Origin of the sequence: Nonomuraea gerenzanensis, assembly GCF_020215645.1 — a bacterium.
GTDB lineage: Bacteria > Actinomycetota > Actinomycetes > Streptosporangiales > Streptosporangiaceae > Nonomuraea > Nonomuraea gerenzanensis.
Map to the genome: position 1 here is coordinate 1,696,095 of NZ_CP084058.1, position 23,591 is coordinate 1,719,685.

Consider the following 23,591-nt stretch of genomic DNA (forward strand, 5'->3'; position numbering starts at 1 on the left):
TCTTCAGGTAGTTCCCAACAGTTTGTTGCTCCAGTATCTGGAGGTAACTTTCTAGCGGGAAGTAGGCACTTCGAAGTGCGTAACAAACCGGCGGGTCAGAGGAGCGGGTTGATGGCGACGACGACGGCGGCTCAGCAGAGGGCACAGGACAAGGCGGAGTACGACGCCTTCTTCGCGGCATGTCCGAGCCGCAAGCTGCTCGACCGGATCTCCAGCAAGTGGGTCATGCTCATCATGGCCGCGCTCGGCGGTGGCGGCTCCGACGGGCGGGGTGGCGTGGCCTGTGTGGGTGAGCCCCGGCCGATGCGTTACTCGGAGCTGTCCCGGTTGCTGGCCGGTGTCAGCCAGAAGATGCTCACGCAGACGTTGCGCTCCCTCGAACGCGACGGGCTCATCACCCGCACCGTGACGCCGACCGTGCCCGTGACGGTCACCTATGAGCTGACCGAGCTGGGTCTCTCCCTGCACGGCATGATGCGCGGCCTCAAGGAGTGGGCGCAGACGAACATGGACGAGGTGCTCGCCAACCGCGAGACCTACGATGCCCGCCTCGCCTGATCGATCCGTCGGACGTCGCCACATCGCCCAGCCGCCGTTGGCGAGAGCCTCGAAGCGCTTGGAGCAAGCGGCTGAGGAGGAGCGTCGTCGAGCAGGACAGTGCCGGTGATCTCCGGTGGCGCGCTGTTCTGGGCTTGCCTCCAGCGGCCGGATCGTGCGAGGCGGATAGGTGCGGGTGCGCATCGCCGGGACGGGCGGTGCATGGCCGGCTGGTCGGACTCGTCGGGGTGGCTCCCATCGCGCCCCGCCGGCCATGCACGGTCAGTGGAAGTAGGACTTGCGTGAGTCCACCCCGGTCCGGCTGGCGATGCAGCGGTAGAACCGCACCCCGTCCTCGAACTGGGACTGCGACGGCGGCATCACGTCCGCCTCCCACCCCGCGGCGAGGCTCCGCGCCGTGCCGGTCCTGGTGGCCAGGAGGACCGTGCGGCTGCAGACCTTCTTCACGGTCGGATGCCTGGCGAGGTCCTGCTGCACGTACGTCTCGGCGTCCTTCGGGATCGGGGCGACCGCGAACGTCTCCCAGGAGTGGGACTCCTCGCAACCCAGCCGTCTGGCCTTGGTGTCGCCCACGATGATGACCAGGCCGCCCCAGCACTCCGCCTCCCGCACGCACGCCGCCCCGCCGCCCTTGATCCTCGCGGCCGGGCAGTTCTCGGTGTAGGTGTCCAGGCCGGTGAAGACGCTGGGCTCCTTCTTCTTCGGGGTCGTGGTGGCGGTGCCCGGGGCGGCGGCGGTCTCCTGCTCGCGCGCGGGAGGCTGCTGGATGATCTGGGTGTAGACGAACACGCCCGCGCCGGCCACGATCACCAGCGACAGGGCGGCGATGATCGCTACCAGGACCTTGTTGACGCCGTGGGGTGCCGCCGGGGGGCTGGTGGGCTGCTCGTTCGGGGGGTTGGTGGGCTGGGGCGGGCGTCCTGGGGTGAAGGAGGCCGGGTGGTGCATCGGGGGCGCGACGGGCCGAGCGGGTAGTGGGGGGAGCGGGACGGCGGCCAGCTCGTCGCGGAGGGTTGCCGCGCTGGGGGTGCGGTGCCGGGGGTCGCTGGTCAGTGCGCGGCGGAGGACGGCTGTCAGCTCCGGGGGGACGCCCGGGATGTCGGGGACGGGCAGGCGGTGCAGGGCGAGGATCATGGCCAGGTTGGGGACGCCGCTCTCGGGGAACCGGGGCGGGCGGCCGGACAGCAGCGCGTAGACGGTGGCCGCGAGCGCGTACACGTCTCCCGCCGGCGACGGCTCGGCCAGCTCGAACGCCTCGGGCGGGGCATAGGACGGGGTGAGCGACTCGCGGGTGACCGAGGCGTCGGGGCCGGAGGCGGGCATGGTGGCCAGGCCGAAGTCCGAGAGCGCCACCTGGCCGTACCGGTTGAGCAGGATGTTGGCGGGTTTGACGTCGCGGTGCAGGACGCCCTGCGCGTGTGCGGCGGCGAGCGCGTCGGCGATGCGGACGCCGACGTCCCTGGCGTCGGCGGGGGAGAGCACCCGCCCCGCCAGCGAGCCGCCCGGGCACAGCTCCAGCACCATGTACGGGCGCCCGTCCGGCAGCACGCCCGCGTCGTAGACGGGGACCACGTGCGGATGGCCCGACAGTGCGCCGGCGGCCGTGACCTCACGGAGGAAGCGGCGCTGGTCGCGTTCGGACAGCAGCACCCGGTTGTCGACCTTGAGCGCCACCTCACGGCCGACGGCCGACTGCAGGGCGAGGTAGACCACGCCGAAGCCGCCCTGGCCCAGCACGCCCTTGATCTCGTAACCCGGGACCGATAATTCCGACACGCGCGGAAGCGTACACGGGTGGGGTCAGGGGACAGGCAGGAGTTCGGGGAGAAGATCGCGCAGGCGGGCGGCGTACGCGCGGGGGTGGGTGAGGTTGCCGTTGTGGCCGCCGGGCAGCATCGCGACCTCGGTGCGCAGGAGCGCGGCCAGCTCGTCCGCGCAGCGGCGGTCGAAGACGGCGGGCGGGGTGGTGAGGCCGGCGGCGGGCAGGATGCGGGTGCGGCAGCCGGTCAGGTCGAGGTCGTCCTCGATGACGGCGCGGAAGTCGTGGCGGATGAAGTAGTCGAAGTTCGCCTGGCGTCGGGGGGTCATGGGGTGCGGGGTCAGGCCGGGCTCGGGATCGGCGCCGGTGCCGCCCTGTGCGGTGCCTCCGGTGATGCCCAGGACCCGGGCCACCTCCTTGATCGCGGCCGGGAGGCCCGCTCGGAGGTAGAGGTCGCGGAGCTCGGCCAGCTCCGCCCGGTGCCTCTCGCGTTCGGCGGGCGGCAGGAGCCAGGGGGAGACGGGCTCGTGGGCGATGAGCAGGCTGAGCTGCTCCGGGTGGCGCATGGCCAGGTGGAGGCCGATGGAGGCGCCCAGGCTCAGGCCCAGCATGATGACGGGGCGGTCGGTGAGGTGGGCCAGCAGCCGGTGCACGTCGTCGGCGTGCTGCTGGATGCTCGCCGGTAGGTCGTCGGCGTGCTCGCGGGCGCTCGCCGCCGTCCCGGTGCTGGTGCTGCTGCGGCTGAGGCCGCGCCGGTCGTAGGTGATCACGGTGTACGCGTCGGCGAGGTGGTCCACCAGGTCGACGCTCCGGCCGGCGTCGCCCTCGCCGCTCTGCGAGATCAGCAGGTACGGCCCGGTGCCGCGGGTCTCGTAGTAAAGGTCGGCCTCGTGCACGCTCAACATCGTCATGCCATGAACCCTAATTCATCATTCTTGATGTATCAAGTTTGATGGATTATTGGCGGAGCTGGGGGATGAGCCGATCGGCCAGCTCCTCCAGGGCTGCCACGGTCTCGCGTACCCGCTGGGGATCGTCCGTGCCCAGCGCGGCGGCCAGCGCGGCGTCGATCGGGGTGTCCCGCACCCGCGTCACCCGCTCCGACACCTCGGGCGCCTCCGTGATGATCGTCCGGCGGCGGTCCCTCGGGTCGGTCTCGGCGATCACGGCCCCCGCCGTGCGCAGCCGCCCGATGGCCGCGGACACCGCGCTCTGCGGCAGCCCCGTGCGGGCGGCGATCTCGCCCACCGTCGTCCGCGGGTGGGCGCGCAGGTCGCTCACGACGATCAGGACGGTGCGGGCGCTCGTGGGCTGCTCGCCGATCCCCTCGGACGGCATCGCCTCCTCGCCGATCTTCATCAATGCCCGGCCCAGCAGGAACAGTTCGACCCCATTCACGCTACGCAACATACCTGCGCGGCTCGGTAGGGTCGGGTGGCGTGACGACGGAGTTGGAGTGTCTGGCCGAGCGGCTGCGGGAGTTCGCGCGGGTCAGGGAGTGGGAGCAGTTCCACACTCCGAAGAATCTGGCGATGGCGCTGGCGGGTGAGGTCGGGGAGCTGGTGGCGGAGTTCCAGTGGCTCACGGCGGAGGAGTCGCGCGACCCCGGGCCGGAGACGCTCGCCAGGATGCGGACCGAGCTGGGCGACGTCACCCTCTACCTGGTCCGGCTGGCGGATGTGCTCGGTGTGGACCTGCTGGAGGCGGCGCGGGCCAAGCTGGACGACAACGACCGCCGCTACGACGCCGACCTCTACCGGGGCTCCGCCAGGAAGGCCCCACCGTCCTGACGCGCTTGTCGTGATCCGCGCGCCTGACGCGCGGGCTGCTCGGTCACCAGGCGGGCGGCCCCTGACGTTTGTCGGACGCTTCTCGTAAGGTGACGGGCATGCGATTTGGGGTGCTTGGCCCGCTGGCCGTCTGGACGGACGCCGGGGAGACCGTCACGGTCCCCGGCCTGAAGGTCCGGGCGCTCCTCGTGGACCTGCTCGTCCACGAGGGCCATCCGGTTTCGGTGGACCGGCTGGTCGACGACCTGTGGGGCGAGGACCCGCCGGCCAACCCGGCGGGCGCGCTGCAGGTGCGCGTCTCGCAGCTGCGCAAGGCGTTCGAGGACGCCGAGCCCGGCGGCAAGAACCTCGTGGTCTCCCGCGCCCCCGGTTACCTGCTGCGCGCCGACGAGGGCGCCGTGGACGCCGTGCGCTTCGCCGCCCTCCTGGCCAAGGCCGAGGCCACCGACAGCCCGCGGGCCAAGGCCGGGCTGCTGGCCGACGCGCTGGCGCTGTGGCGGGGCCCCGCGTACGCGGACTTCGCCGACGAGGAGTACACGAGGTCGGCCATCCACCGCCTGGAGGAGCAGCGGCTGTCGGCGCTGGAGCAGCACGCCGAGGCGCGGCTGGAGCTGGGCGAGCACGGGCTGCTCGTGGGGGAGCTGGGCGACCTGGTCGACCGTCACCCGCTGAGGGAGCGGCTGCGGGCCGTGCACATGCGGGCCCTGTACCGCGCTGGGCGGCAGAGCGAGGCGCTGGCGAGCTTCGGCGAGCTGCGCGAGCGGCTGGCCGACGAGCTGGGGCTCGATCCTGGGCCCGAGCTGGTCGCGCTGCACCAGGCGATCCTCGGTCAGGACCCGGCGCTGAGCGTGCCCGCCGACCGGCCCGTCACGAACCTGCCTGCCTCGGTCAGCAAGCTGATCGGGCGTGACGAGGCGTTGGGTGAGGTGTGCGGGCTGATCGAGGAGGAGCGCCTGGTCACGCTCACGGGCAGCGGCGGGGTGGGCAAGACGCGGCTGGCGCTGGAGGCGGCGAACCGGCTGCTCGACACGTTCGCGGACGGTGCCTGGCTGGTCGCGCTCGACCAGGGCCCTCGTTCACCGGCGGAGGCCGTCATGGCGGCGCTGGACATCAGGGAAGAGGCAGGCGCTCCGACGGCTCCGGGCGACCCCGCCTCCGCGACTGTCACGCCCGTTGGGGGCGGGGCCGATGCCGCGCTGGCGGCGCGGCTGGCCGCCGTGCTCAGGCCCCGGCGGATGCTGCTTGTGCTCGACAACTGCGAGCACGTCGTCGAGCAGGTGGCCGAGCTGGCCGAGGTGCTCCTGCGCGGCTGCCCCGACCTGCGCATCCTGGCGACGAGCCGGGAGCCGCTGGCCGTGGCGGGCGAGGTGTTGTGGAGCGTGCCGCCGCTCGACGTGCCCACCGGCGCCGACCTGGCCGTCATGGCCCGCTCCGACGCCGTGCGGCTCTTCGTGACCAGGGCGGCGGCCTCGGCGCGCGGCTTCCGGCTGGAGGCGGGCAACGCGCAGGCCGTCGCGCAGCTCTGCCGGCGGCTCGACGGCATCCCGCTGGCGCTGGAGCTGGCCGCGACCAGGGTGCGCGCGCTGGGCGTGCAGGGCGTGGTGGCCCGGCTGGACGACAGGTTCCGGCTGCTGGCCTCCGGGCAGCGTGGCGCGCCGGCCCGCCAGCAGACGCTCACCGCGGTGATCGACTGGAGCTGGGACCTGCTGCCTGACGAGGAACGCGTCGTCCTGCGCCGCCTGGCCGTGCACGTGGACGGCTGCACGCTGGAGGCCGCCGAGGCCGTCTGCGACAGCGACCGGACCCTGGACGTGCTGGACCTGCTGGCCCGGCTGGTCGACCGTTCGCTCGTGGTGGTCGTGGACACCCCCACCGGCGTCAGGTACCGCCTGCTGGAGTCGGTGTCGGAGTACTGCCGCGCCAGGATGTCCGACGTGGGCGAGCTCGACGCCGTACGTCACGCGCACCTGCGCCACTACCTCGACCTCGCCGTACGAGCGGAGCCCGGCCTGTACGGGCCCGAGCAGCGCGACTGGCTGCTGCGCCTGGACGCGGAGGCAGCCAACATGCGGGCGGCCCTCGACACGGCGGCGGCCCGCGGCGACGCGCACGACGCGGCCCGGCTGGTGAACGCGCTGGCCTGGTACTGGTTCCTGCGGGGCAGGCTCGCCGAGGGCAGGCGGGCCATGGCCCAGGCGCTGGCCGTGCCGCGGCCCGACGCCGACCCGGCGCGGGCCAGGGCGGCGGCCTGGGAGGCGGGGTTCGCGCTGTGCCTGGGCGAGCAGCCCGACTGGCGGCCCGTCCTCGACGCGGTCGAGGACCCGGGTGAGCGCGCCAGGGCCAGGCTCTTCGTGGGGCTGCACGCGGACGACATGCCGGCCGGGCAGGAGCAGACGGAGCTGGCGCTGGCCACGTTCAGGGAGGCCGGCGACCGGTGGGGCATCGCCACCGCGCTCACCCGGCAGGCCATGGACGCCTTCACGGTGCGCGACCAGGAGGCGATCGAGCGGATCGCGAGCGAGAGCGCCCGCCTGTTCACCGAGCTGGGCGACCGGTGGGGGCTGCTGCGCGCCACCGAGTGGCTGGCCTCGCTGGCCGAGATGCGGCGCGACGCCCAGCAGGCGAACCGGCTGTTCGGCGAGGGGCTGCGGCTGGCCGAGGACCTGGGGCTGTGGCCCGAGGTCGCCACGCACACCGCGTGGCTCGGCTGGGTCGCGTTGCAGAGCGCCCAGTTCGACCGCGCGATCGAGCTGTGCGGCAGCGCGCTGAAGCAGGCGGACGCGCAGGGGTACAGCAAGGGCGCGACCATGGCCGAGATGGGCCTGGCCTACGCCGCGCGCAGGTCGGGCCGGCTCGACCTGGCGGAGCGGCACCTGCTGCACCTGCTCGAAGGGCTGTCCCGCGACCCCGACGGCGATCCCGCGCTGCACCTGCCCGACACCCTCATCGAGCTGGGCTGGCTCACCGAGCTGCGCGGTGACCTGGCCGGAGCGATGGCGCTGCACGCGGAGGCCATGGCGTTCGCCTGGCGCATCGGCGACCCCAGGACGACGGTCGGCGCCGTGGAGGGCGCTGCCGCCGCCGCGGGGCCCACCGAGAAGTCGGCCCTGCTGCTGGGGCTGGCGGCGGCGGTCAGGGAGAGCTACCAGTTGCCGCTGGGCGCGGCCGAGCTGGAGGACATCGAGCGCGCCACCGCACGGACGCGCGAGGCGCTCGGGGAGGAGGCGTTCGCGGTGGCGTTCGCGAAGGGCGGCACCTACAAGCTGGACGACGCCCAGAGCCTGCTGCAGTGACGGTCCAGAGCCTGCTGAAGTGACGCGGAGCAGGCGGCCTGCTGTAGTCATGCGAAGCAGGCGGCCAGGCGGTCGAAGAACTCGGTCCAGCCCGCCTTGGCCCCCTCGGCGTGCTCCGGGTCGGTGTTGACCCCGTACTGGTGGAAGCGCATCTCGGTCTTCCCGCCCGCGTCGGCGAAGCCGACCGTCACGACGGACGCCGGCCCGTCACCCGGATCGTCGGGGTCGCCGGTCGTGAACACCAGCCGCTCCGGCGCCACCACCTCCCGGTACGTCCCGTCCAGCGTCACCTCGAAGCCCTCCTCGCCCACCAGCGTGGCCCGCCAGACGCCGCCCGGCCAGGCGTCCAGCGTGATCCGGCCGACCGGCGTGGCCAGCGTCGCCGGCCCGAACCAGCGGGCGAACCGCTCCGGTTCGGTCCACGCCGCCCACACCCGCTCGCGGGGCGCGTCGAAGAGGCGGATCAGTTCGTACTCGGCGGTCTGGGTCATCGTGCTGCCCTCCTTGCTGTCGATGACTCCACGATGACCGGCAGGGCTTACGATCCCCTTCTCGCGGCCTTTAGGCGATGGCACGCTGGGACCCATGCGGATCATTCGCGCCGCCAAGGTGCTGACCGGGCGTCCAGGAGAAGTGATCGCGGACGGGGAGGTCCTCATCGACGGGGCCACGATCGTCTCCGTGGGGCCGCGCGGCAGCGCGGGAGAGGCACCGGAGGTGATCGAGCTGCCCGGCCACACGGTGCTGCCCGGGATGGTGGACGCGCACGTGCACCTCGGGTTCGACGCCAAGGTGGACCCGGTGACCAGGCGCAGCACCGAGAGCGACCACCACCTGCTGCTGCGCATGGCCGAGAACGCCCGCAAGCTCGTCTCCGCCGGCGTCACCACCGCCCGCGACCTGGGCGGGCGCGGCTTCCTCGACGTGGTGCTGCGCGACGCCATCGAGGAGGGCCTGGCCGTCGGCCCGCACCTCGTCGCGGCCACCAGGCCGATCACCGTCACCGGCGGCCACTGCTGGTACATGGGCGGCGAGGCCGACGACGAGCCCGCCATCCGCCGCGTCGCCCGCGAGAACCTGCGCGCCGGCGCCGACTGCCTCAAGGTCATGGCCTCGGGCGGCCTGATGACGCCGGGCGCGCCGCCGAGCTGGGTGCCGCAGTACACCACGGAGCAGCTGCGCGTGGTCGTCGAGGAGGCCGCCACGCGCGGCAAGCACGTCGCGGCGCACGCCCACGCGCACGCCTCGATCAGGAGCTGCGTCGAGGCCGGCGTCACCACCATCGAGCACTGCACGTTCTTCACGCCGTCGGGCCACGAGTACGACGCGCGGCTCGCCGACTTCGTCGCGGCCAGCGGCACGTACGTGTGCCCCACCGTGCACGGCGTGCACGAGCGGATCGCCCAGGTGCACGGGGAGGCGATGCGTGACGCCTGGCTGGCCGGCGTCGCCGCGATGCGGGAGGCGGGCATGCGGCTGATCGCGGGCACGGACTCCGGTTTCGCCGTGGGTGACATCCCGAACGCCACCGATGGGTACGTCGGCGGTTTGGAGACGTTCGCGATGGTGGGCTACGGCAACGCGGAGATCATCGAGCTGGCCACCGTGCTGGCCGCCGACGCCTGCGGGGTGGGCGCGGTCGCCGGCAGCCTCGACCCGGGCAAGCGCGCCGACCTCATCGCGGTCGCGGGCGACCCCCTCGAACGCATCTCCGACCTGCGCAACCTCGCGCTCGTGCTGGTTTCCGGCCGTTCGGTCGGGCAGTCGGGCGTGGACACCGTGACCTCGTCCGTGGGCTGAACGTTCCTGAGAGGAGACCTGATGCTGCCCTGGTCCGCCGAACTGGCCGGCCGCCTCGACCACCACGTCGTCGAGAGCGACCTCCTGCGTGGCAACCCGCTGGGGGATCCGCACGAACGGCCGCTGGTGGTGTACGTCCCGCCCGGCTACGAGGACTCGCCCGGCCGCCGCTACCCGGTCATGTACGTGCTGCTCGGCTACACCGGGCACGTCGGCATGTGGTTCAACCGGGCGCCGTTCAGACAGCCGTACCCGGAGCTGGCCGACGCCATGTTCGCCGCCGGGGACGCGCCGCCCGCCATCGTCGTGTACGTGGACGCGTGGACCTCGCTCGGCGGCAGCCAGTACCTCGACTCGCCCGCCACCGGCCGCTACCACTCGTACCTGCGTGACGAGATCGTCCCCTTCGTGGACGCCCGCTACCGCACCCTCGCCGACCGCGACCACCGGGCCGTCACCGGCAAGTCGAGCGGCGGCTACGGGGCCATGGTCACGGCCATGCTGGCGCCGGACGTGTTCGGCGCGCTGGCCACGCACGCGGGCGACGCGCTGTTCGAGGTCTGCAACCGGCCGCGCTTCCCGGCGCTGGCGCGCAGGCTGCGCGACATGTACGACGGCTCCTACGACAAGTTCCTCGCCGACTTCCGCGGCCGCCTGGCCGGCACCAGGGACGGGGACCTCGAACTGCTGGAGATGTACGCCTACGCGGCCGCGTACTCGGACAACGGCATCGTCCGCCTGCCGTTCGACGACACCGGCGCGGTCGTCCCCGAGGTGTGGGAGCGGTGGCTCACCCTCGACCCGGTCGTGATGGCGCGGGAGCCGCGCCACGCCGAGGCGCTGCGCTCGATGCGGGCGATCTGGGTGGACGCGGGCAGCAAGGACGAGTACTACCTGGACTTCGCCGCCGTCGCCTTCAACCGGGCGCTGGAGGAGGCGGGGGTGCCGGGGGAGCGGGTGCACTTCGAGCTGTTCGAGGCGGGCCACGGGGGGATCGAGTACCGGTATCCGCTCGCCCTGGCCTGGCTCGCCCATCGCCTCACGTAGCGGGCGGGGGGCGATCGCCGGTGATCCGCCGCAGAACGTGCGCCAGCTCACCCGCCGGCCCCGCCTCACCGGTGCGCCAGCGAGGAATCACGTGCACGTGGAAATGGAAGACGTCCTGCCCGGCGACGTCGCCGGTGTTGTGCCGCACGTTCACCCCGTCGGGTGCGAGAGCCGTCCTCAGCAGGCCGGCGACGCGATGCACCATGTCGGCGACCTGGCCATGAGAGGCTTGGGAGATCTCCCACACGTCCCGCGCATGCACGCGCGGGACCACCAGCGTGTGCCCGGGGGAGGCGGGCCTGATGTCCAGGAACGCCAGCGTGTGCTCGTCCTCCAGGACGCGGTGGGACGGCGATCGACCGGCCACGATCTCGCAGAAGGTGCACTCGCTCATCCCGCGATGATCGCAGACGCCGACCCGCCCGCCGGTCACGGTGTCAGTCGTCCTCCAGGACGTACCGCAGATAGAAGTCCGGCTTGGCCAGGAAGCGCCGCCAGTCGTCGACCACCTGCAGCTGCTCCCACGCGACGCTGCCCACGCCGTCCTCGCCCAGCTCCACGATCCGGGCCCCCGGCAGGGCGGCCAGGATCGGCGAGTGGGTGGCGCAGATGATCTGCCCGCCTTCCCGCGAGACCCGGTGCATGAGGCCGGCCAGGCGCAGGCACGACCGGAACGACAGGGCCGCCTCCGGCTCGTCCAGCAGGTAGAGCCCCGGCCCGGCCAGCATCCGGTCGAGCACGGTGAAGAACCCCTCGCCGTGTGACTGCTCCGCGAGGCTGCCCTCCCAGTAGCCGGGCAGGCCGGACACCCGCTGCCCCAGGTTGAACAGGGTCTCGGCGCGGAAGAAGAAGCCCCGCCGCCTGCGGCGCGGGCCGCGCAGGAGGCCGAGCCCCGTGACGGTGAGCTCGGCGTCGAGGGACTGCCCGAGCGGTGAGGGCTCTCCTGCTGAGGCGTACCGGGTGCCTGCCTTGCCGCCTTCCGAGTTGATGCCGCACACGTCCGCGATGGCCTCCACCAGGGTGGACTTGCCCGATCCGTTCTCACCCACGAGGAAGGTGACCTGGCGGTCGAAGGTCAGGCCGTGTGCGTGCAGATGGCGGACGGCGGGCAGCTCGGCGGACCAGTCGGCGGGCAGGCGGGGAACGCGGAGCCGCGTCAGCAGCACGTCTATCGCCCTTCGTCGCAGCGAGATGTCCCGGTTGAGCCTAATCGGGCCTGAGCTGCGTGCGCCGCGCCGCGCCGCGCCGCGCCGTTCGGAGGCGGCGGTCCGGCCGCTGCGGTGACGCTGCCACGCCGCGCCCGTCCATGACGCTAGGCTGCCGCAATGGATCTGAAAGAGCAGGTACGCGAGCTGCGCCTGCAGGGCAAGTCGCCCAAGGAGATCGCCCGCGCGCTCAAGGTGTCGCCGTCGGTCGTGGCGCCGCTCGTCCGCGCCATCGCCACGGAGACCGCCGAGACGGCCGAGGCGAAGGGCCCGGGCGAGGCCGAGGTCGTCGGGTGCTGGATCAACGTGGGCTGGAGCGAAGGGCTCGGCGTCGACCCGGCGCGCGGCTGGGTGGACGAGGCGCCCGGCTCCGGCGTGGGCGGCATGGTGTGCGTGCTCGTCGCCCGGCGCCACACCTGGGACCGGCTGTCCGTCTGCGGTTACCTGGCCGACGTCTACTGCATGGGCGTCAAGAGCGTCATCGGCCCTGACGTGCTCGACGACCGCGACCTGGTGCGCTTCCGCGAGTACTTCTTCGGCGAGTACCCGGGCTGGCAGGAGGCCCCGATCGAGCTGGCCAGGCACCTGGTGTTCGGCTCGGTGGACCACGCGCGCACGCTCGGGTTCGAGCCGAACGACCTGTTCGCCCTCGGCTCCGACCTGCTCGGCAAGTGGGAGGAGGAGTCGGCCGTCACCTTCGGCCGCGACGGCAAGCCGTTCTACCTGGAGGGGCCGCAGGACGACGCCGCCAAGGTGCTGCGCACGCTGCGGCGCACGCTCTCCGACGACCAGTTCGGGTACGTCACCGCAGGCCGGTGACCCGCAGCGTGAGATTCAGGCGGCCGGAGGCCAGCCCGGTGGCGGGATCGCCGGTGCCCGGGTAGACCTTCGGCACGCCGTGGTAGGCGAAGCGGGACGGCCCGCCGAACACGAACAGGTCACCCGAGGTGAGCCGCACGTCGGTGTACGGCCGCCCGCGCGTCTCGGTGTTGCCGAAGCGGAACAGGCAGGCGTCGCCGATGCTCAACGACACCACCGGGGCGTCGGAGCGCTCGTCCTTGTCCTGGTGCATGCCCATCTTGGCCCGGCCGTCGTAGAAGTTGATCAGCGCGGTGTCGGGGTCGTAGGCTACCTCGTGCCCGTAGGCGTCGGCCAGCGCGCGGCGGCCCAGGCCGGCCAGCCACCCGGGCAGCTCCGCCACCTGGCGGCCGTTCACGTCGTGGGCGACGCGCGTGTACCTGTACGGCTGCCAGTGCCAGCCCAGGCACACCGTCTGAACCGACATGACGCCGCCGCTCGGCAGCACAGTGTGCCGGATCGGCACCGGGCCCCGCGCCCACCCCCGGCACGCCTCGACCAGCCGGCGCTGCTCCTCCAGCGTCAGCCAGCCCGGCACGTGCACCGCGCCGGGTGCGATTTCCCTCATCGGCAGCGGGATCACGACTGCTCCAGAACAATCACGTTGCGACCGATGCGCCACACGTTCCCATCGGGGTCGGCGCCGCGCATCCCCTCCAGTGTCCCAGGCGGCGCCATCGCGACCGCCCGGGCGGTCGCCGCGAACCCGACCGTCCGCGACGGCTCCCAAGCGGTGTCGCGCCGCAACCGCCGGCTCATCCCCGCCCAGCCGCGCGGCCCGCCCGCCACGACCCAGGCATCGGGCTCGTGCGCGGTGAACCTCCTGGCCTGCCTCAGCCAGGACGCGGCCTCCTCCGGCCACTCGACCACCGCCAGCACCTCGCCCTCCGGCCAGGCTGCGGTGAACGCCTCGGCCACGGGCGCCGCGTCCCGGCCTTGCCCGATCACGATGGTGCGGGCTCGCCGGGCGCGGATGAGGTCCACTACGGTCGCCAGTTCCGCGGCGGTGGGTGGGACAGGCTCAGGCTGGGACATGACGGCGGCTCGCGGTGAGGGGGCGCTCGCTCGGGCGGCCCCCCGCTGCCCGCCCGGCGCCCCGGGCACCGGACCGAGATACGGTCGCCCATCGGCACCGATCAGCCTGGACATCATGGCCACTCACTTCGCGTCGTGCAGGACGAGCCCGAGCGTGTGCCGCAGCCCGGACCGTACGGTGCTCACCCCGTGCCGCACCGGCGAGGCCGACCAGCCACGCGACGACCGCACGGGACGATCGCGAGTGGTGAAGATCAGCCCGTGCCCCTGCGGCAACAGCGTCACCGTCCCCCGCGACTGGGCCCGGGGCCGCTGCTCCACCAGCAGGAACTCACCACCCGTGTAGTCCACGCCCGGCCGGTCCAGCCCGATCACCACCTGCAGCGGGAACACCAGCTCCCCGTACAGGTCGCGGTGCAGCGCGTTCCAGTCGTTCTCCCGGTAGCGCAGCAGGATGGGCGTCGGGCGGGTCTGTCCGGCCCGGTGACACAGGTCGAGCCAGTCGCCGAAGTCGTCCGGCCAGGGCGCGGGCTGCCCCAGCCGGGCCGCCCAGTCCCTGGCGATCGGCAGCAGGCGGGGGTAGAACGCCGCCCGCAGCCGCTCCACCAGGGGTGGGAGGGGGTGGTCGAAGTAGCGGTACTGTCCGGCGCCGAAGCGGTAGCGCTCCATGTCGACGGTGGCGCGGAAGAAGCCTGCCTCGTCGTACAGGGCGGAGATCTGCGCGCACTCCTCGGGGGTGAGGAGCTGAGGGGTCGGCGCGCACCCGTACGCGTCCAGCTCGGCCGCCAGCCGCCCCCAATCCGCATCCACCAGCCCCCGCCCGTCCCCGGCCGCCGGCTCCCGTCCATCCGCGTCTCGCCCGTCCCCGGCCACCGGCTCCCGTCCATTCGCGTCTCGCCCGTCCCCGGCCGCCGGCTCCTCCTGAACGAAGGTCGTCATCCGGTCAGCGGCCTGCGGTTGCTTCTCGTCGGTGTTCACAGCGTGCTCCAGAGCTGGGGCTGCAGCACGCCTTCGATCGTGAGCAGCGCGCGCTTGCGTTCGAGGCCGCCCGCGTACCCGGTCAGGGCGCCGTCGGCGGCGACGACGCGGTGGCAGGGCAGCAGGACGAGCAGCGGGTTCGCGCCGACGGCGGCCCCGACGGCGCGGATCCGGTCGGCGGGCGCGCCGACGCGGGCGGCGAGCGCGCCGTAGCTGATCGTGGTCCCGTACGGGAGCCGCGCCAGCTCCGCCCACACCCGCTCCTGGAACGCGGTGCCCCGCGGGCTGACGGCCAGGTCGAACTGGGTGCGCTCACCCGCGAAGTACTCCCCGAGCTGCCGCCCGGCCTCGGCGAAGGCGTCCGGCTCCCGCCGCCACCCCGCCCGCCCGGCTACCTCCGGAGTGACGCCGAACGACACGCGGGTCAGCGCCGTGCCGTCCCCCGCGAGCAGGATCTCGCCCAGCGGGCTGTCGATCGTCGTGTAGATGTCCATACTCTCCACAACACCGCCGCACCCACGAAAGGTCGGCGGTTTTCGGACGTCGCGGCAGCCGCCCTCCCTGACGTACGCTCACCTTGATTTCGAGCTAGGAGTGAGCATGGCCGAGTCCCGCGAGCACACCTTCACCGGCACGAGAGGCGGCAACACGGTCCGCGCATGGCCCCACGAACGCCCGCGATACCTGGCGATCCTCGTCCACGGGTACGGCGAGCACATCGGCCGCTACGAGTACGTCGCCGACCGCCTCGTCCGCCACGGCGCCGCCGTCTACGGCCTCGACCACATGGGGCACGGCAAGTCCGAGGGCGACAGGGTGCTCATCGAGGACTTCGAGGACGTGGTCACCGACGTGCACTCCGTCGAGGAGCGGGCCAGGGCCGAGCATCCCGGCGTGCCCGTCGTGCTGATCGGCCACTCGATGGGCGGCATGATCGCGGCCCGCTACGCCCAGCGGTACGGCTCGGGGTTGGCCGCGCTCGTCCTGTCGGGGCCGGTGATCGGGGCCTGGGAGGCGGTGTCCACGCTGCTGGCGTTCGAGGAGCCGCCGGACGTGCCCATCGACCCCGGCACGCTCTCCCGCGACCCGTCGGTGGGCGCGGCCTACGCCGCCGACCCGCTGGTGTGGCACGGGCCGTTCAAGCGCGCGACGCTGGAGGCGTTCGCGACGACGCTGGACACGATCGCCAAGGGCGGCACGTTCGGCGCGCTGCCCACGCTGTGGGTGCACGGCGACGACGACCAGCTCGTGCCGCTGCCGGGCAGCCGCGCCGGCATCGCGGACGTCAGGGGCAGCGAGCTGACGGAGCGCATCTATCCGGGGGCCAGGCACGAGGTCTTCAACGAGGTCAACAAGGACGAGGTGCTCGACGACGTGACGTCCTTCATCGACGGCGCGCTGGCGGGAGGCTGACCCCGACGCCATCCGGAGGCCGCGTGCCGTGGATCTCGGGGAACGCCCGCACGATCACGGCCACGGTCTCCCCGGGTGTCATCCCCGTGCCGTCCACCGCGAGGTGGCGGTGGCCGTCCTGGCTCGCGGCGAGCATCACCCGCCTTTCCCGGCGTCGGCGACGGGCAGCCGGACGTGCCCTGACCCCCGGCTGCGCGCCAGCTCGATCTTCCAGCACCCCGGCTTCTGGAACACGAACCCGGTGCCCCACTCCTGCCCGGGACGCCGCCAGGTCGATCCGCCGTGCTCCTCCGGGCCCCAGAGCAGCTTGGCGACGGTCCCGTCGGGGTGGACGGCCCGGACGCGCAGCGGCCCCTCGCCGGTCATCCGCCATACGACCTTCACCTCGTCTCCCGCGCTGAGCGGCGTGGCCCGTACGAACAGCAGCCCCCACAGCTCCGCGTCCTGCGCCGTTCCTTGCACCTCGGGGAAGCCGTCCCCCTCGAACACCGGCGTGCCGCCGCAGCCCGCACCGGTGGCCGTAGGCCGAGGGCTCGCGTCCGCCTGCGTGCTCGTGCCGGTGCTCGCCTCCGTGCCGGTGCCCGCCTGCGTGCTCGCCTCCGCGCCCGTGCCGGTGCTCGCTGCCGAGCCCGGCCGCGTCCCCTCACCGCCCGCAGTGGACGCCCCTCCCGCACCGGCCGCACACCCACCGACGGCCACCATCACGGCCACCATCACGGCGACCGTCACCCCAACCCCGGCACTCACTCTCAACGACCGCATCGAACCTCCTCGCCCCCATTACCGACCCCCCGGGCGAAAGGTTCCACCGCACCGAACGAGCATCGGCCGCGCCCACGCAACCGGCCTGGAAACACCTACAGGCCGCCGAAGACGGGCAACGTGAGCGACGAAGGACGGGTGGCGTCCTGGAAGACCTCGAAGCGCGTCGGCCGGGTCCGCACCGCCTCTCCCACCGCCTCGCCGGTCCCGTGATTACGCGCGAACCGCGGGAACGCCCCGCCCGCCACCTGCACCCGCAGCCGATGCCCGCGCAGGAACCGGTACCCCGTCGGCTGCAGCTCCACCTCGGCCTCCACCACGCCGTCGTTCCCAGGAGGCAGCCGCAGGATGCCGTCCGTGACGTTGCGTGACACCCCGGAGGCGTCCACGTCGCACAACCGGACGAACAGGTCCGCGTGTCCCGTGTCCGTCCGCACGTACACGGTCGCCGAGACAGGGCCGATCAGGTCCAGGTCGCGCTGGAGCGGCGCGCCGGTGTGGACGAGCACGTCGGGGCGGGCCTCGACGGCGCGGTTGTCGCGCTGCTTCGCCTCCCGGCCGTCCAGGAGCGGCCCGCCCACGGAGCGGGTGGGGCGCGCGGGATCGTAGGTGAACCCGCCGGGCGCGGCCTCGCCGGGCGCGCTCCAGCCGAGCCTGCCGTACGGCAGCAGGTACAGCGCCGTCGGCGCGGACTGCGGGGGCGGCCACGTGTCGAAGTCCAGCCAGCGGCCGGCCCGTTGCAGGTAGAGCCGTACGGGGGCGCGCTGGAGCTGGGCGGTGTCGCCGAGCAGGTGCGCCGACAACCATGACACCTCCTCGGCCAGCAGCGCCCGCAGCACGCCGAGGTCGTGCCCCCAGGGGCCGATCAGGATCCTGCTGCGGCGCCCGGCCCCGCGCAGCGCGGCGTAATCACGCAGCTGCGCCGGCAGCAGCAGGTCCCACCAGCCGGTGACCATGCTGGTCGGCGTCGTCATCTTGACCGCGGCGGCACTGTGGTCGGTGTCGGTCCAGAACGGGTCGCCCGCTCCGGTGTGCGCGGCGGCCTCCCGCAGGAACGGCACCCGCTTCCCGATCGCGGCCACGTCCGACCTGCCGATCGGCACGTGCGCCATGGCCCGCCGCACCCGCCGGTCCCTGCGCGGAGCCGGCAGCAGCCCGCCCAGCGGCGCCTCCTCCTGCGTGCCGATGATCGAGGCCCAGGTCAGCAGGTTGTGCAGGGCGAACACACCACCCGGATAGAACGTCGTTCTGAACTCGCTGGCCGTCACCCCCAAACACATGGCCTCCAGCGGCGGATCGAGGTAGGGCCCGACCGCCCATTGCGTGAACCCGAGATAGCTCGCCCCCGCCATCGCCAGCCGCCCGTCGCACCACGGCTGCGCCCGCAACCAGGCGGCCGTGGCCAGCCCGTCATCCCTTTCCTGGTGAAAGGCCGAGAACCGCCCGCCCGACCCGAACGTGCCCCGCACGTCCTGCACGACGACCTGCATGCCGCGCCGCGCCAGCACCCGGGCCGTCGCCCTGGCGTCGAGCTTGTGCTTCCCGTACGGCGTGCGCACCAGCACCGCCGGCAGCGGCTCCGACCCGCGCGGCCGGTAACGGTCGGCACGCAGCACGACCCCGTCGGGCATGGGCACGGGGAGGTCGCGGGCGAGCTCGATGTCGGGCGTGGTGGCCTCGGGCAGGCCGAGGAGCCGATCGAACAGTCTGCTGAGCATCCTCATGGCAGATCCCTCCGCTCCGCCCCAGAGTACGGCTCGACCGTCCGGTTCCTGAGAGGCGATGACTTTTCACCTCCCCTTCGGTCTCCATCCACGAGGAGGCGACATGAGCGATCAGAGACGGGTACTGACGGCAGGCGTGGCGCTGCTGGAGCGGGCGATCGACTACGCGCTCGGCAGCCTGCGCATCGTGTCCCCGGCGGCCCTCTGCCGCCCGACGCCCTGCGCGGCTTGGAACCTCCAGCAACTGCTTCACCATCTGGGCGATTCTCTCGACACCTTGAACGAGGCCGCCCTCGGCCAGGTCACGGCGGCTCCGCTCGACGTAGGCGTTCGCGGCGCCGTCCCGCGTGCCGTCGATCCGCGCGGTGCTGTGTCGGGTGCCGTCGATCCGCGCGGTGCTGTGTCGGGTGCCGTCGATCCGCGCGGCGCCATGCCGCGTGCCGCCGATCCTGGCGATGCCGGCGTGGCCGAGGTGCGGGGGGATGCGGGGATGGCCCAGGTGCGTGGTGACACAACCGCAGGTGGTTGCGCGGGCGGCCGGTCCGCCGGCTCGCGGACGATGGCCGTTCCCGCCCGCACCCAAGAGCACCCACCGCACCTCCCTCTCCGCAACCCCGCCCTGACCCTCAGGGACACCGCCACGGAAGTCCTCGGCCGATGGGCAGCCGTGCTCACCGGCGACCTCATCACCATCCACGACCGCCACCTCACCAGCCCGATGGTGGCCGCGGTAGGCGCCATCGAGGTCGCCGCGCACGCCTGGGACGTGGCCAGGGCGTGCGGCGAGCACCACCCGATCCCGCCGCTCCTGGCTGAGGAGCTGCTGGATCTGGCCCATCTGTTCGTCACCGGCGCCGATCGCCCCGCGAGGTTCGGCCCGGCGGTGCGGCTGCCCATGGGGGCGCCCGCCCAGGATCACCTCCTCGCCCACCTCGGTCGTCACCCCGCCTGGCCCGCGGTCAACTGAGCACCCGCCCGCCCGCACATCCGCCACCGCCACGCCGTACGATCAGCATGTACGGCAGAGTCAGACCACAGATCGCGGCACCACTCTTGGCGGAACCCGCGACGTCATGCCCGATACGGTGAGAAGATCGGTAATGGCCGACCCGTCACGGGACGACCACGCAGACCACACCGTGCCAGGGGCGACGGGACCCGTCCGGCCCGATCCGCGCGAGGCGGCGCAGGCGATCGCCGCGGACAGGCCGACCAACGTGGTGGCGACGACCGTTCTTCGTGCGGCCGTCGCCACCACCACGCCGCTCATGCCAGGTGGCACGCAGGCCAAGGACGTGACCTGGCACGTGAGGTCTCACAGGAGGGTCTGCTCGCCCTCCTCCGGTGGCAGGTCGTCGCCGTGCAACGTCCGCAGCACCTGCTCGCCGTACTTGGCCAGCTTGTTCTCCCCGACGCCGTTCACCTTGCTCAGCTCCGCCAGCGACGCGGGCGCCTGGGTGGCGATCTCGCGCAGGGTCGCGTCGTGGAAGATGACGTAGGCGGGGACGCCCTGCTCCTTGGCCGTGGCGCCCCGCCACGAGCGCAGCCGCTCGAAGACGGCGGCGGCCTCGGCGGGCAGCTCGACGGCGGGCTGGGCGGACTTGGTGCCGGAGGCGGTCTTGGCGCGGGCCGGGCGGTGGGTGTCGCGGCGCAGGCGCACCTCGCGCTGGCCGCGCAGCACCGCCGCGCTGTCGTCCGTCAGCACCAGCGCGCCGTAGTCGGACTCCACCGCGAGCAGGCCCTGAGCGAGGAGCTGCCGGACCACTCCGTGCCACTCGGCGTTGCCCAGGTCGGTGCCGATGCCGAAGACCTTCAGGGTCTCGTGGCCGTGCTGCAGCACCTTGGGGGTCTGCTTGCCGAGCAGGATGTCGACGACCTGGCCGACGCCGAACTTCTGCCGCCGCTCCCTGAGCAGCCGCAGCACCGTGGACAGCACCTTCTGTGCCGGGATCGTGCCGTCCCACGACTCGGGCGGGCTCTGGCAGGTGTCGCAGTTGCCGCACGGCTGCGAGCCCTTCTGCCCGAAGTAGTCGAGCAGCATCATGCGGCGGCAGCCCACGGTCTCGCACAGCGCGAGCATCGCGTCGAGGTGGTGCACCTGGCGGCGGCGGTGGGCGTCGTCGCCCTCCATCGCCATGCGGCGGTGCTGCACGACGTCCTGCAGCCCGTACGCCATCCACGCGGTCGCGGGCAGCCCGTCACGCCCGGCCCGCCCGGTCTCCTGGTAGTAGCCCTCCACGGACTTCGGCAGGTCGAGGTGGGCCACGAAGCGCACGTCGGGCTTGTCGATGCCCATGCCGAAGGCGATCGTGGCGACCACGATGAGCCCGTCCTCGCGCAGGAAGCGGGCCTGGTGGTGGGCGCGGGTGCGGGCGTCGAGCCCCGCGTGGTACGGCACCGCCGCGATGCCGTTGTCGACCAGGAACTCGGCGATCTTCTCCACGGAGGAGCGCGACAGGCAGTAGACGATGCCGGACTCGCCCGGGTGCTCGGTGCGCAGGAACTCCAGGAGCTGCCGCTTGGGCTCGCTCTTGGGCGTGATGCGGTAGTGGATGTTGGGCCGGTCGAAGCCGGCCACGAAGTGGCGGGCCTGGTCGAGGCCGAGCCTGGAGGAGATCTCGGCGTGCGTGGCCGGCGTGGCGGTGGCCGTCAGCGCGATGCGCGGCACCTCGGGCCACAGCTCGCGCAACCTGGACAGCTCCAGGTAGTCGGGCCGGAAGTCGTGACCCCACTGGGCCACGCAGTGCGCCTCGTCGATCGCGAACACGGAGATGTCGCCCTTGGCCAGCAGCCGCAGCGTGGCGTCCACGCGTAGCCGCTCGGGGGCGAGGTAGAGCAGGTCGAGCTCGCCCGCCAGGAACTCCGACTCCACGAGCTGCCGCTCGTCGAAGCCCTGCGTGGAGTTGAGGAACCCCGCCCGCACGCCGAGCGCCCGCAGCGCGTCCACCTGGTCCTGCATCAGCGCGATCAGGGGGGAGATGACCACCCCGACGCCTTTGCGCACCAGGGCGGGGATCTGGTAGCAGAGCGACTTGCCGCCGCCGGTGGGCATCAGGACGAGGGCGTCGCCGCCGGCCACGACCTGGTCGATGATCTCCTGCTGACCCGCCCGGAACGAGTCGTAGCCGAACACGCGGTGCAGAACCTCGGTGGGGGTATCCATGCGGCTACCTTACGTGTTCGGGGGTGAGCGGATCGTCAGTTCCGCCGTTGGCGGAGAGGGGCAGCGGCGGCGCTCGTCCGCGTGCCTCTGGCGATCGTAGCCGCCGCGACCGACAGCCTCGCCTGCTTCCCGACTTCATGGTCAAGGGCCGCGCGGCTACCCGGGCGTGGCAGCCGGGTGCGTCCTGGCGTACAGGATCAGTGACAGCGCCCCGAGCACGCACGCCACCGCCACCACCCCCATCACCGCCGGATACCCGGCCACCTGCGCCACCCCGGCCGCCACCAGCGGAGCCACGGCCTTGGCCACCGTGATCGGCAACGCCAGCGCCCCGCTCAGCGACGCGTACGCCGCCGTACCGTACCGATCGGCGAGCAGCGCGGGCCGCGCGATCGTGCCCACCCCGAACCCCAGCCCGAACAGCACCACCGCCACCACCGCCCCGGCACTGCCGCGCCCGACCAGCGGCAGCAGCACGGCCGCCAGCCCCTGCAGCCCGAACATGGCGGCCGTGATCAGCGCCACCGGCCAGCGCGCCTGCAGCCCGGTGGTCACCAGCCGCCCGGTCACCGACAGCACCCCGAGCAGCCCGGCGACCGCGGCGGCGAAGACCGGCTCGTGCCCGAGCGTGATCAGGTAGGTGACCAGCAGCACGCCCATGACCGCCACGGCGCCCGTCTGCGTCAGGAAGGCCGCCGCCAGCAGCCAGAACGGCCGCTCGCGCAGCGCCGCCCCGACGATCTCCCCCCGGTCCACGTGGGCGGGCGCGGCCCGGTTCCGTACGGCCAGCGCGTGCAGGGGCACGGCGGTCAGCGCGTACCCGACGGCCAGGATGACCAGCGCCCGGCGCCACCCGTACAGCTCGACCAGGAGCCCCGTCAGCGGCAGGAAGATGCTGGAGGCGAACCCGGCGACCACCGTCACCGCCAGCAGCGCCCGCGCCCGCCTGCTCGCGTCGAACCAGGCCACGATCACCGCGAACGCCGCCTCGTACAACACCATGGCCGACGCGACGCCGAGCACCCCGCACACGAGGTAGAGCTGCACCACCGAGCGCACCTGCGACCAGGCCAGCACCGCCAGCGCGCCGAGCACGGACCCGAGCGTCATGAGCCCCCGGCCGCCGCGCCGGTCGAGCAGCCGTCCGACGAACGGCGCGACGAGCCCCGACACCAGCACCGACAGCGTGATCGCCCCGGTGAGCTGCGCGACCCCGGCGTGCAGCTCGCGCGACATGGGCGGGATGAACACGGAGAAGGCGTAATAGAGAATGCCGTATCCGGCGGTCTGGGTGATCGCGAGTGCGCCGATCATTCGCGCCGGCGCTTTAGGTCCTGCGGTGGCGATCACGCCCGGAGTTGTTCCCGTTCATCTGCTGTAAATACGGTGATAAATGTCACTTCGCCGCCGAAGAGTTTCGCGAATTCGCGTTTTCCCGTCATAGCGTCGGATCATGACGCATTCGTACGTGGTCACCGGCGGCGGGCGCGGCATCGGCCGGGCCGTGGTCGAGCGCCTGCTCGGTGACGGGAACGTCGTGGTGGCCGTCGAACGGGACAAGGAGGCCCTCGGCTGGGCCGGCCGGCGAGTCGTCCCGGTGATCGGCGACGCGGCCGACGAGGAGGTCGCCGCCTGGGCCGCGGACCTGGCCCAGGAGTCGGGCCCGCTGGCCGGCTGGGTGAACAACGCCGCCGTGTTCCGCGACGCCTCCGTGCACTCGTCCCCGATCTCCGAGGTCAGAGCGCTGATCGCGGCCAACCTCGACCTGGCGGTGGTGGGCTGCGCCACCGCCGTGCGCCACTTCCTGGAGGCCGGCACCCCGGGCGCCATCGTGAACGTCACCTCGCACCAGGCCACCAGGGCCGTGCCCGGCAGCCTGCCCTACTCCACGGCCAAGGCCGCCACGGAGGGCCTGACCAGGGCGCTCGCGGTCGAGTACGGCCGGCACGGCATCCGGGTCAACGCCGTGGCGCCCGGCTCGGTGGCCACGGAGCGGTACGAGCGCACGCGCACGCCGGAGATGGAGGCGGAGCTGAACTGGCTGCACCCCCTGGGCCGCGTCGCCACCCCGGCCGAGGTGGCCTCGGTGGTGGCGCACCTGCTCTCGCCGGACGCCGCCTTCGTCAACGGCGCCACCATCCCGGTGGACGGCGGCCGTACGGTGCTCGGGCTGGACCCGGAAGCCAGGGAATGAAAACCGTTGTCA

General features: G+C 72.9%; 23 protein-coding genes. 9 read left to right on the top strand and 14 right to left on the bottom strand.

Translation table 11 applies throughout. The features are described from left to right. The first annotated feature begins 111 nt into the window (after positions 1 to 111). Complete coding sequence (locus tag LCN96_RS08315; protein WP_225271997.1) at positions 112 to 558, top strand: winged helix-turn-helix transcriptional regulator; 447 nt, start codon at positions 112 to 114, stop codon at positions 556 to 558. A 261-nt stretch (positions 559 to 819) separates the two neighbouring features. On the opposite strand, the gene LCN96_RS08320 is transcribed toward LCN96_RS08315, so the two are convergent. Genes LCN96_RS08320 through LCN96_RS08330 form a run of 3 tightly spaced genes read right to left on the bottom strand, consistent with a single transcriptional unit; the run spans position 820 to position 3,715 of the window. Next, on the bottom strand, positions 820 to 2,334 hold the full coding sequence (locus LCN96_RS08320; RefSeq protein ID WP_225271998.1) for a serine/threonine-protein kinase: 1,515 nt from the start codon (positions 2,332 to 2,334) through the stop codon (positions 820 to 822). 24 nt (positions 2,335 to 2,358) lie between these two features. Next, positions 2,359 to 3,228 (bottom strand): alpha/beta fold hydrolase, encoded by an 870-nt coding sequence (locus LCN96_RS08325; RefSeq protein ID WP_225271999.1) that lies wholly within the window; start codon positions 3,226 to 3,228, stop codon positions 2,359 to 2,361. 46 nt (positions 3,229 to 3,274) lie between these two features. Next, positions 3,275 to 3,715, bottom strand: a complete 441-nt coding sequence (locus tag LCN96_RS08330; protein ID WP_225272000.1) for a MarR family winged helix-turn-helix transcriptional regulator — start codon at positions 3,713 to 3,715, stop codon at positions 3,275 to 3,277. Between the two features lie 41 nt (positions 3,716 to 3,756). On the opposite strand from LCN96_RS08330, the gene LCN96_RS08335 reads away from it, so the two are divergent. After that, the gene (locus LCN96_RS08335) at positions 3,757 to 4,107 is read left to right on the top strand and encodes a nucleotide pyrophosphohydrolase (RefSeq protein ID WP_225272001.1); all 351 of its coding nucleotides are present in this window, start codon (positions 3,757 to 3,759) and stop codon (positions 4,105 to 4,107) included. Between the two features lie 98 nt (positions 4,108 to 4,205). Further along, positions 4,206 to 7,400 (top strand): BTAD domain-containing putative transcriptional regulator, encoded by a 3,195-nt coding sequence (locus LCN96_RS08340; RefSeq protein ID WP_225272002.1) that lies wholly within the window; start codon positions 4,206 to 4,208, stop codon positions 7,398 to 7,400. Positions 7,401 to 7,447: 47 nt separating this feature from the next. Here the strand turns inward: LCN96_RS08340 and LCN96_RS08345 are convergent, their stop codons facing one another. Next, positions 7,448 to 7,891, bottom strand: coding sequence for an SRPBCC family protein (locus tag LCN96_RS08345; RefSeq protein ID WP_225272003.1), 444 nt, complete (start codon positions 7,889 to 7,891; stop codon positions 7,448 to 7,450). Between the two features lie 94 nt (positions 7,892 to 7,985). Here LCN96_RS08345 and LCN96_RS08350 point away from each other — a divergent pair, with 94 nt between their 5' ends. Together LCN96_RS08350 and LCN96_RS08355 are read left to right on the top strand one after the other, a co-directional pair. Further along, positions 7,986 to 9,200: an amidohydrolase family protein gene (locus LCN96_RS08350; protein WP_225272004.1), complete on the top strand. Its 1,215-nt coding sequence runs from the start codon at positions 7,986 to 7,988 to the stop codon at positions 9,198 to 9,200. A 21-nt stretch (positions 9,201 to 9,221) separates the two neighbouring features. Next, the gene (locus LCN96_RS08355) at positions 9,222 to 10,247 is read left to right on the top strand and encodes an alpha/beta hydrolase (RefSeq protein ID WP_225272005.1); all 1,026 of its coding nucleotides are present in this window, start codon (positions 9,222 to 9,224) and stop codon (positions 10,245 to 10,247) included. Here the strand turns inward: LCN96_RS08355 and LCN96_RS08360 are convergent. Together LCN96_RS08360 and LCN96_RS08365 are read right to left on the bottom strand one after the other, a co-directional pair. Beyond that, a complete protein-coding gene (locus LCN96_RS08360) occupies positions 10,240 to 10,641 on the bottom strand; it encodes an HIT family protein (protein WP_225272006.1) in 402 nt (133 codons plus the stop codon). The genes LCN96_RS08355 and LCN96_RS08360 overlap by 8 nt on opposite strands. A gap of 43 nt (positions 10,642 to 10,684) precedes the next feature. Further along, a complete protein-coding gene (locus LCN96_RS08365) occupies positions 10,685 to 11,413 on the bottom strand; it encodes an AAA family ATPase (protein ID WP_225272007.1) in 729 nt (242 codons plus the stop codon). 159 nt (positions 11,414 to 11,572) lie between these two features. Between LCN96_RS08365 and LCN96_RS08370 the strand changes: the two genes are divergently transcribed. Next, on the top strand, positions 11,573 to 12,271 hold the full coding sequence (locus LCN96_RS08370) for a helix-turn-helix domain-containing protein (RefSeq protein WP_225272008.1): 699 nt from the start codon (positions 11,573 to 11,575) through the stop codon (positions 12,269 to 12,271). Here LCN96_RS08370 and LCN96_RS08375 read toward each other — a convergent pair. From LCN96_RS08375 to LCN96_RS08390, 4 genes are all read right to left on the bottom strand, one after another. Next, on the bottom strand, positions 12,255 to 12,878 hold the full coding sequence (locus LCN96_RS08375; RefSeq protein WP_225272009.1) for an alpha-ketoglutarate-dependent dioxygenase AlkB family protein: 624 nt from the start codon (positions 12,876 to 12,878) through the stop codon (positions 12,255 to 12,257). The genes LCN96_RS08370 and LCN96_RS08375 overlap by 17 nt on opposite strands. A gap of 11 nt (positions 12,879 to 12,889) precedes the next feature. Continuing rightward, the gene (locus tag LCN96_RS08380; RefSeq protein WP_225272010.1) at positions 12,890 to 13,345 is read right to left on the bottom strand and encodes a type 1 periplasmic-binding domain-containing protein; all 456 of its coding nucleotides are present in this window, start codon (positions 13,343 to 13,345) and stop codon (positions 12,890 to 12,892) included. Positions 13,346 to 13,468: 123 nt separating this feature from the next. Further along, positions 13,469 to 14,323 carry a 2OG-Fe(II) oxygenase gene (locus tag LCN96_RS08385; RefSeq protein ID WP_225272011.1) on the bottom strand — a complete coding sequence of 285 codons (855 nt, stop codon included), beginning with the start codon at positions 14,321 to 14,323 and terminating at the stop codon, positions 13,469 to 13,471. Further along, positions 14,320 to 14,817, bottom strand: coding sequence for a methylated-DNA--[protein]-cysteine S-methyltransferase (locus tag LCN96_RS08390; RefSeq protein WP_225272012.1), 498 nt, complete (start codon positions 14,815 to 14,817; stop codon positions 14,320 to 14,322). The genes LCN96_RS08385 and LCN96_RS08390 overlap by 4 nt, the downstream gene beginning before the upstream one ends. Before the next feature lie 106 nt (positions 14,818 to 14,923). On the opposite strand from LCN96_RS08390, the gene LCN96_RS08395 reads away from it, so the two are divergent. Then, positions 14,924 to 15,736, top strand: a complete 813-nt coding sequence (locus LCN96_RS08395) for an alpha/beta hydrolase (protein ID WP_225272013.1) — start codon at positions 14,924 to 14,926, stop codon at positions 15,734 to 15,736. A 135-nt stretch (positions 15,737 to 15,871) separates the two neighbouring features. Here the strand turns inward: LCN96_RS08395 and LCN96_RS08400 are convergent, their stop codons facing one another. Both LCN96_RS08400 and LCN96_RS08405 read right to left on the bottom strand, forming a co-directional pair. Continuing rightward, entirely contained in the window at positions 15,872 to 16,498 is a 627-nt protein-coding gene (locus LCN96_RS08400; RefSeq protein ID WP_225272014.1) for a hypothetical protein, read from the bottom strand. 95 nt (positions 16,499 to 16,593) lie between these two features. Continuing rightward, on the bottom strand, positions 16,594 to 18,222 hold the full coding sequence (locus LCN96_RS08405; protein WP_225272015.1) for a CocE/NonD family hydrolase: 1,629 nt from the start codon (positions 18,220 to 18,222) through the stop codon (positions 16,594 to 16,596). 103 nt (positions 18,223 to 18,325) lie between these two features. Between LCN96_RS08405 and LCN96_RS08410 the strand changes: the two genes are divergently transcribed. Continuing rightward, positions 18,326 to 19,189, top strand: coding sequence for a DinB family protein (locus tag LCN96_RS08410; RefSeq protein ID WP_225272016.1), 864 nt, complete (start codon positions 18,326 to 18,328; stop codon positions 19,187 to 19,189). 348 nt (positions 19,190 to 19,537) lie between these two features. Here the strand turns inward: LCN96_RS08410 and recQ are convergent, their stop codons facing one another. Both recQ and LCN96_RS08420 read right to left on the bottom strand, forming a co-directional pair. Continuing rightward, on the bottom strand, positions 19,538 to 21,385 hold the full coding sequence (gene recQ / locus LCN96_RS08415; RefSeq protein ID WP_225272017.1) for a DNA helicase RecQ: 1,848 nt from the start codon (positions 21,383 to 21,385) through the stop codon (positions 19,538 to 19,540). Positions 21,386 to 21,541: 156 nt separating this feature from the next. Then, positions 21,542 to 22,699 carry an MFS transporter gene (locus LCN96_RS08420; protein WP_225272018.1) on the bottom strand — a complete coding sequence of 386 codons (1,158 nt, stop codon included), beginning with the start codon at positions 22,697 to 22,699 and terminating at the stop codon, positions 21,542 to 21,544. Positions 22,700 to 22,838: 139 nt separating this feature from the next. On the opposite strand from LCN96_RS08420, the gene LCN96_RS08425 reads away from it, so the two are divergent. Then, positions 22,839 to 23,579, top strand: coding sequence for an SDR family NAD(P)-dependent oxidoreductase (locus LCN96_RS08425; protein ID WP_225272019.1), 741 nt, complete (start codon positions 22,839 to 22,841; stop codon positions 23,577 to 23,579). Positions 23,580 to 23,591: the final 12 nt, after the last annotated feature.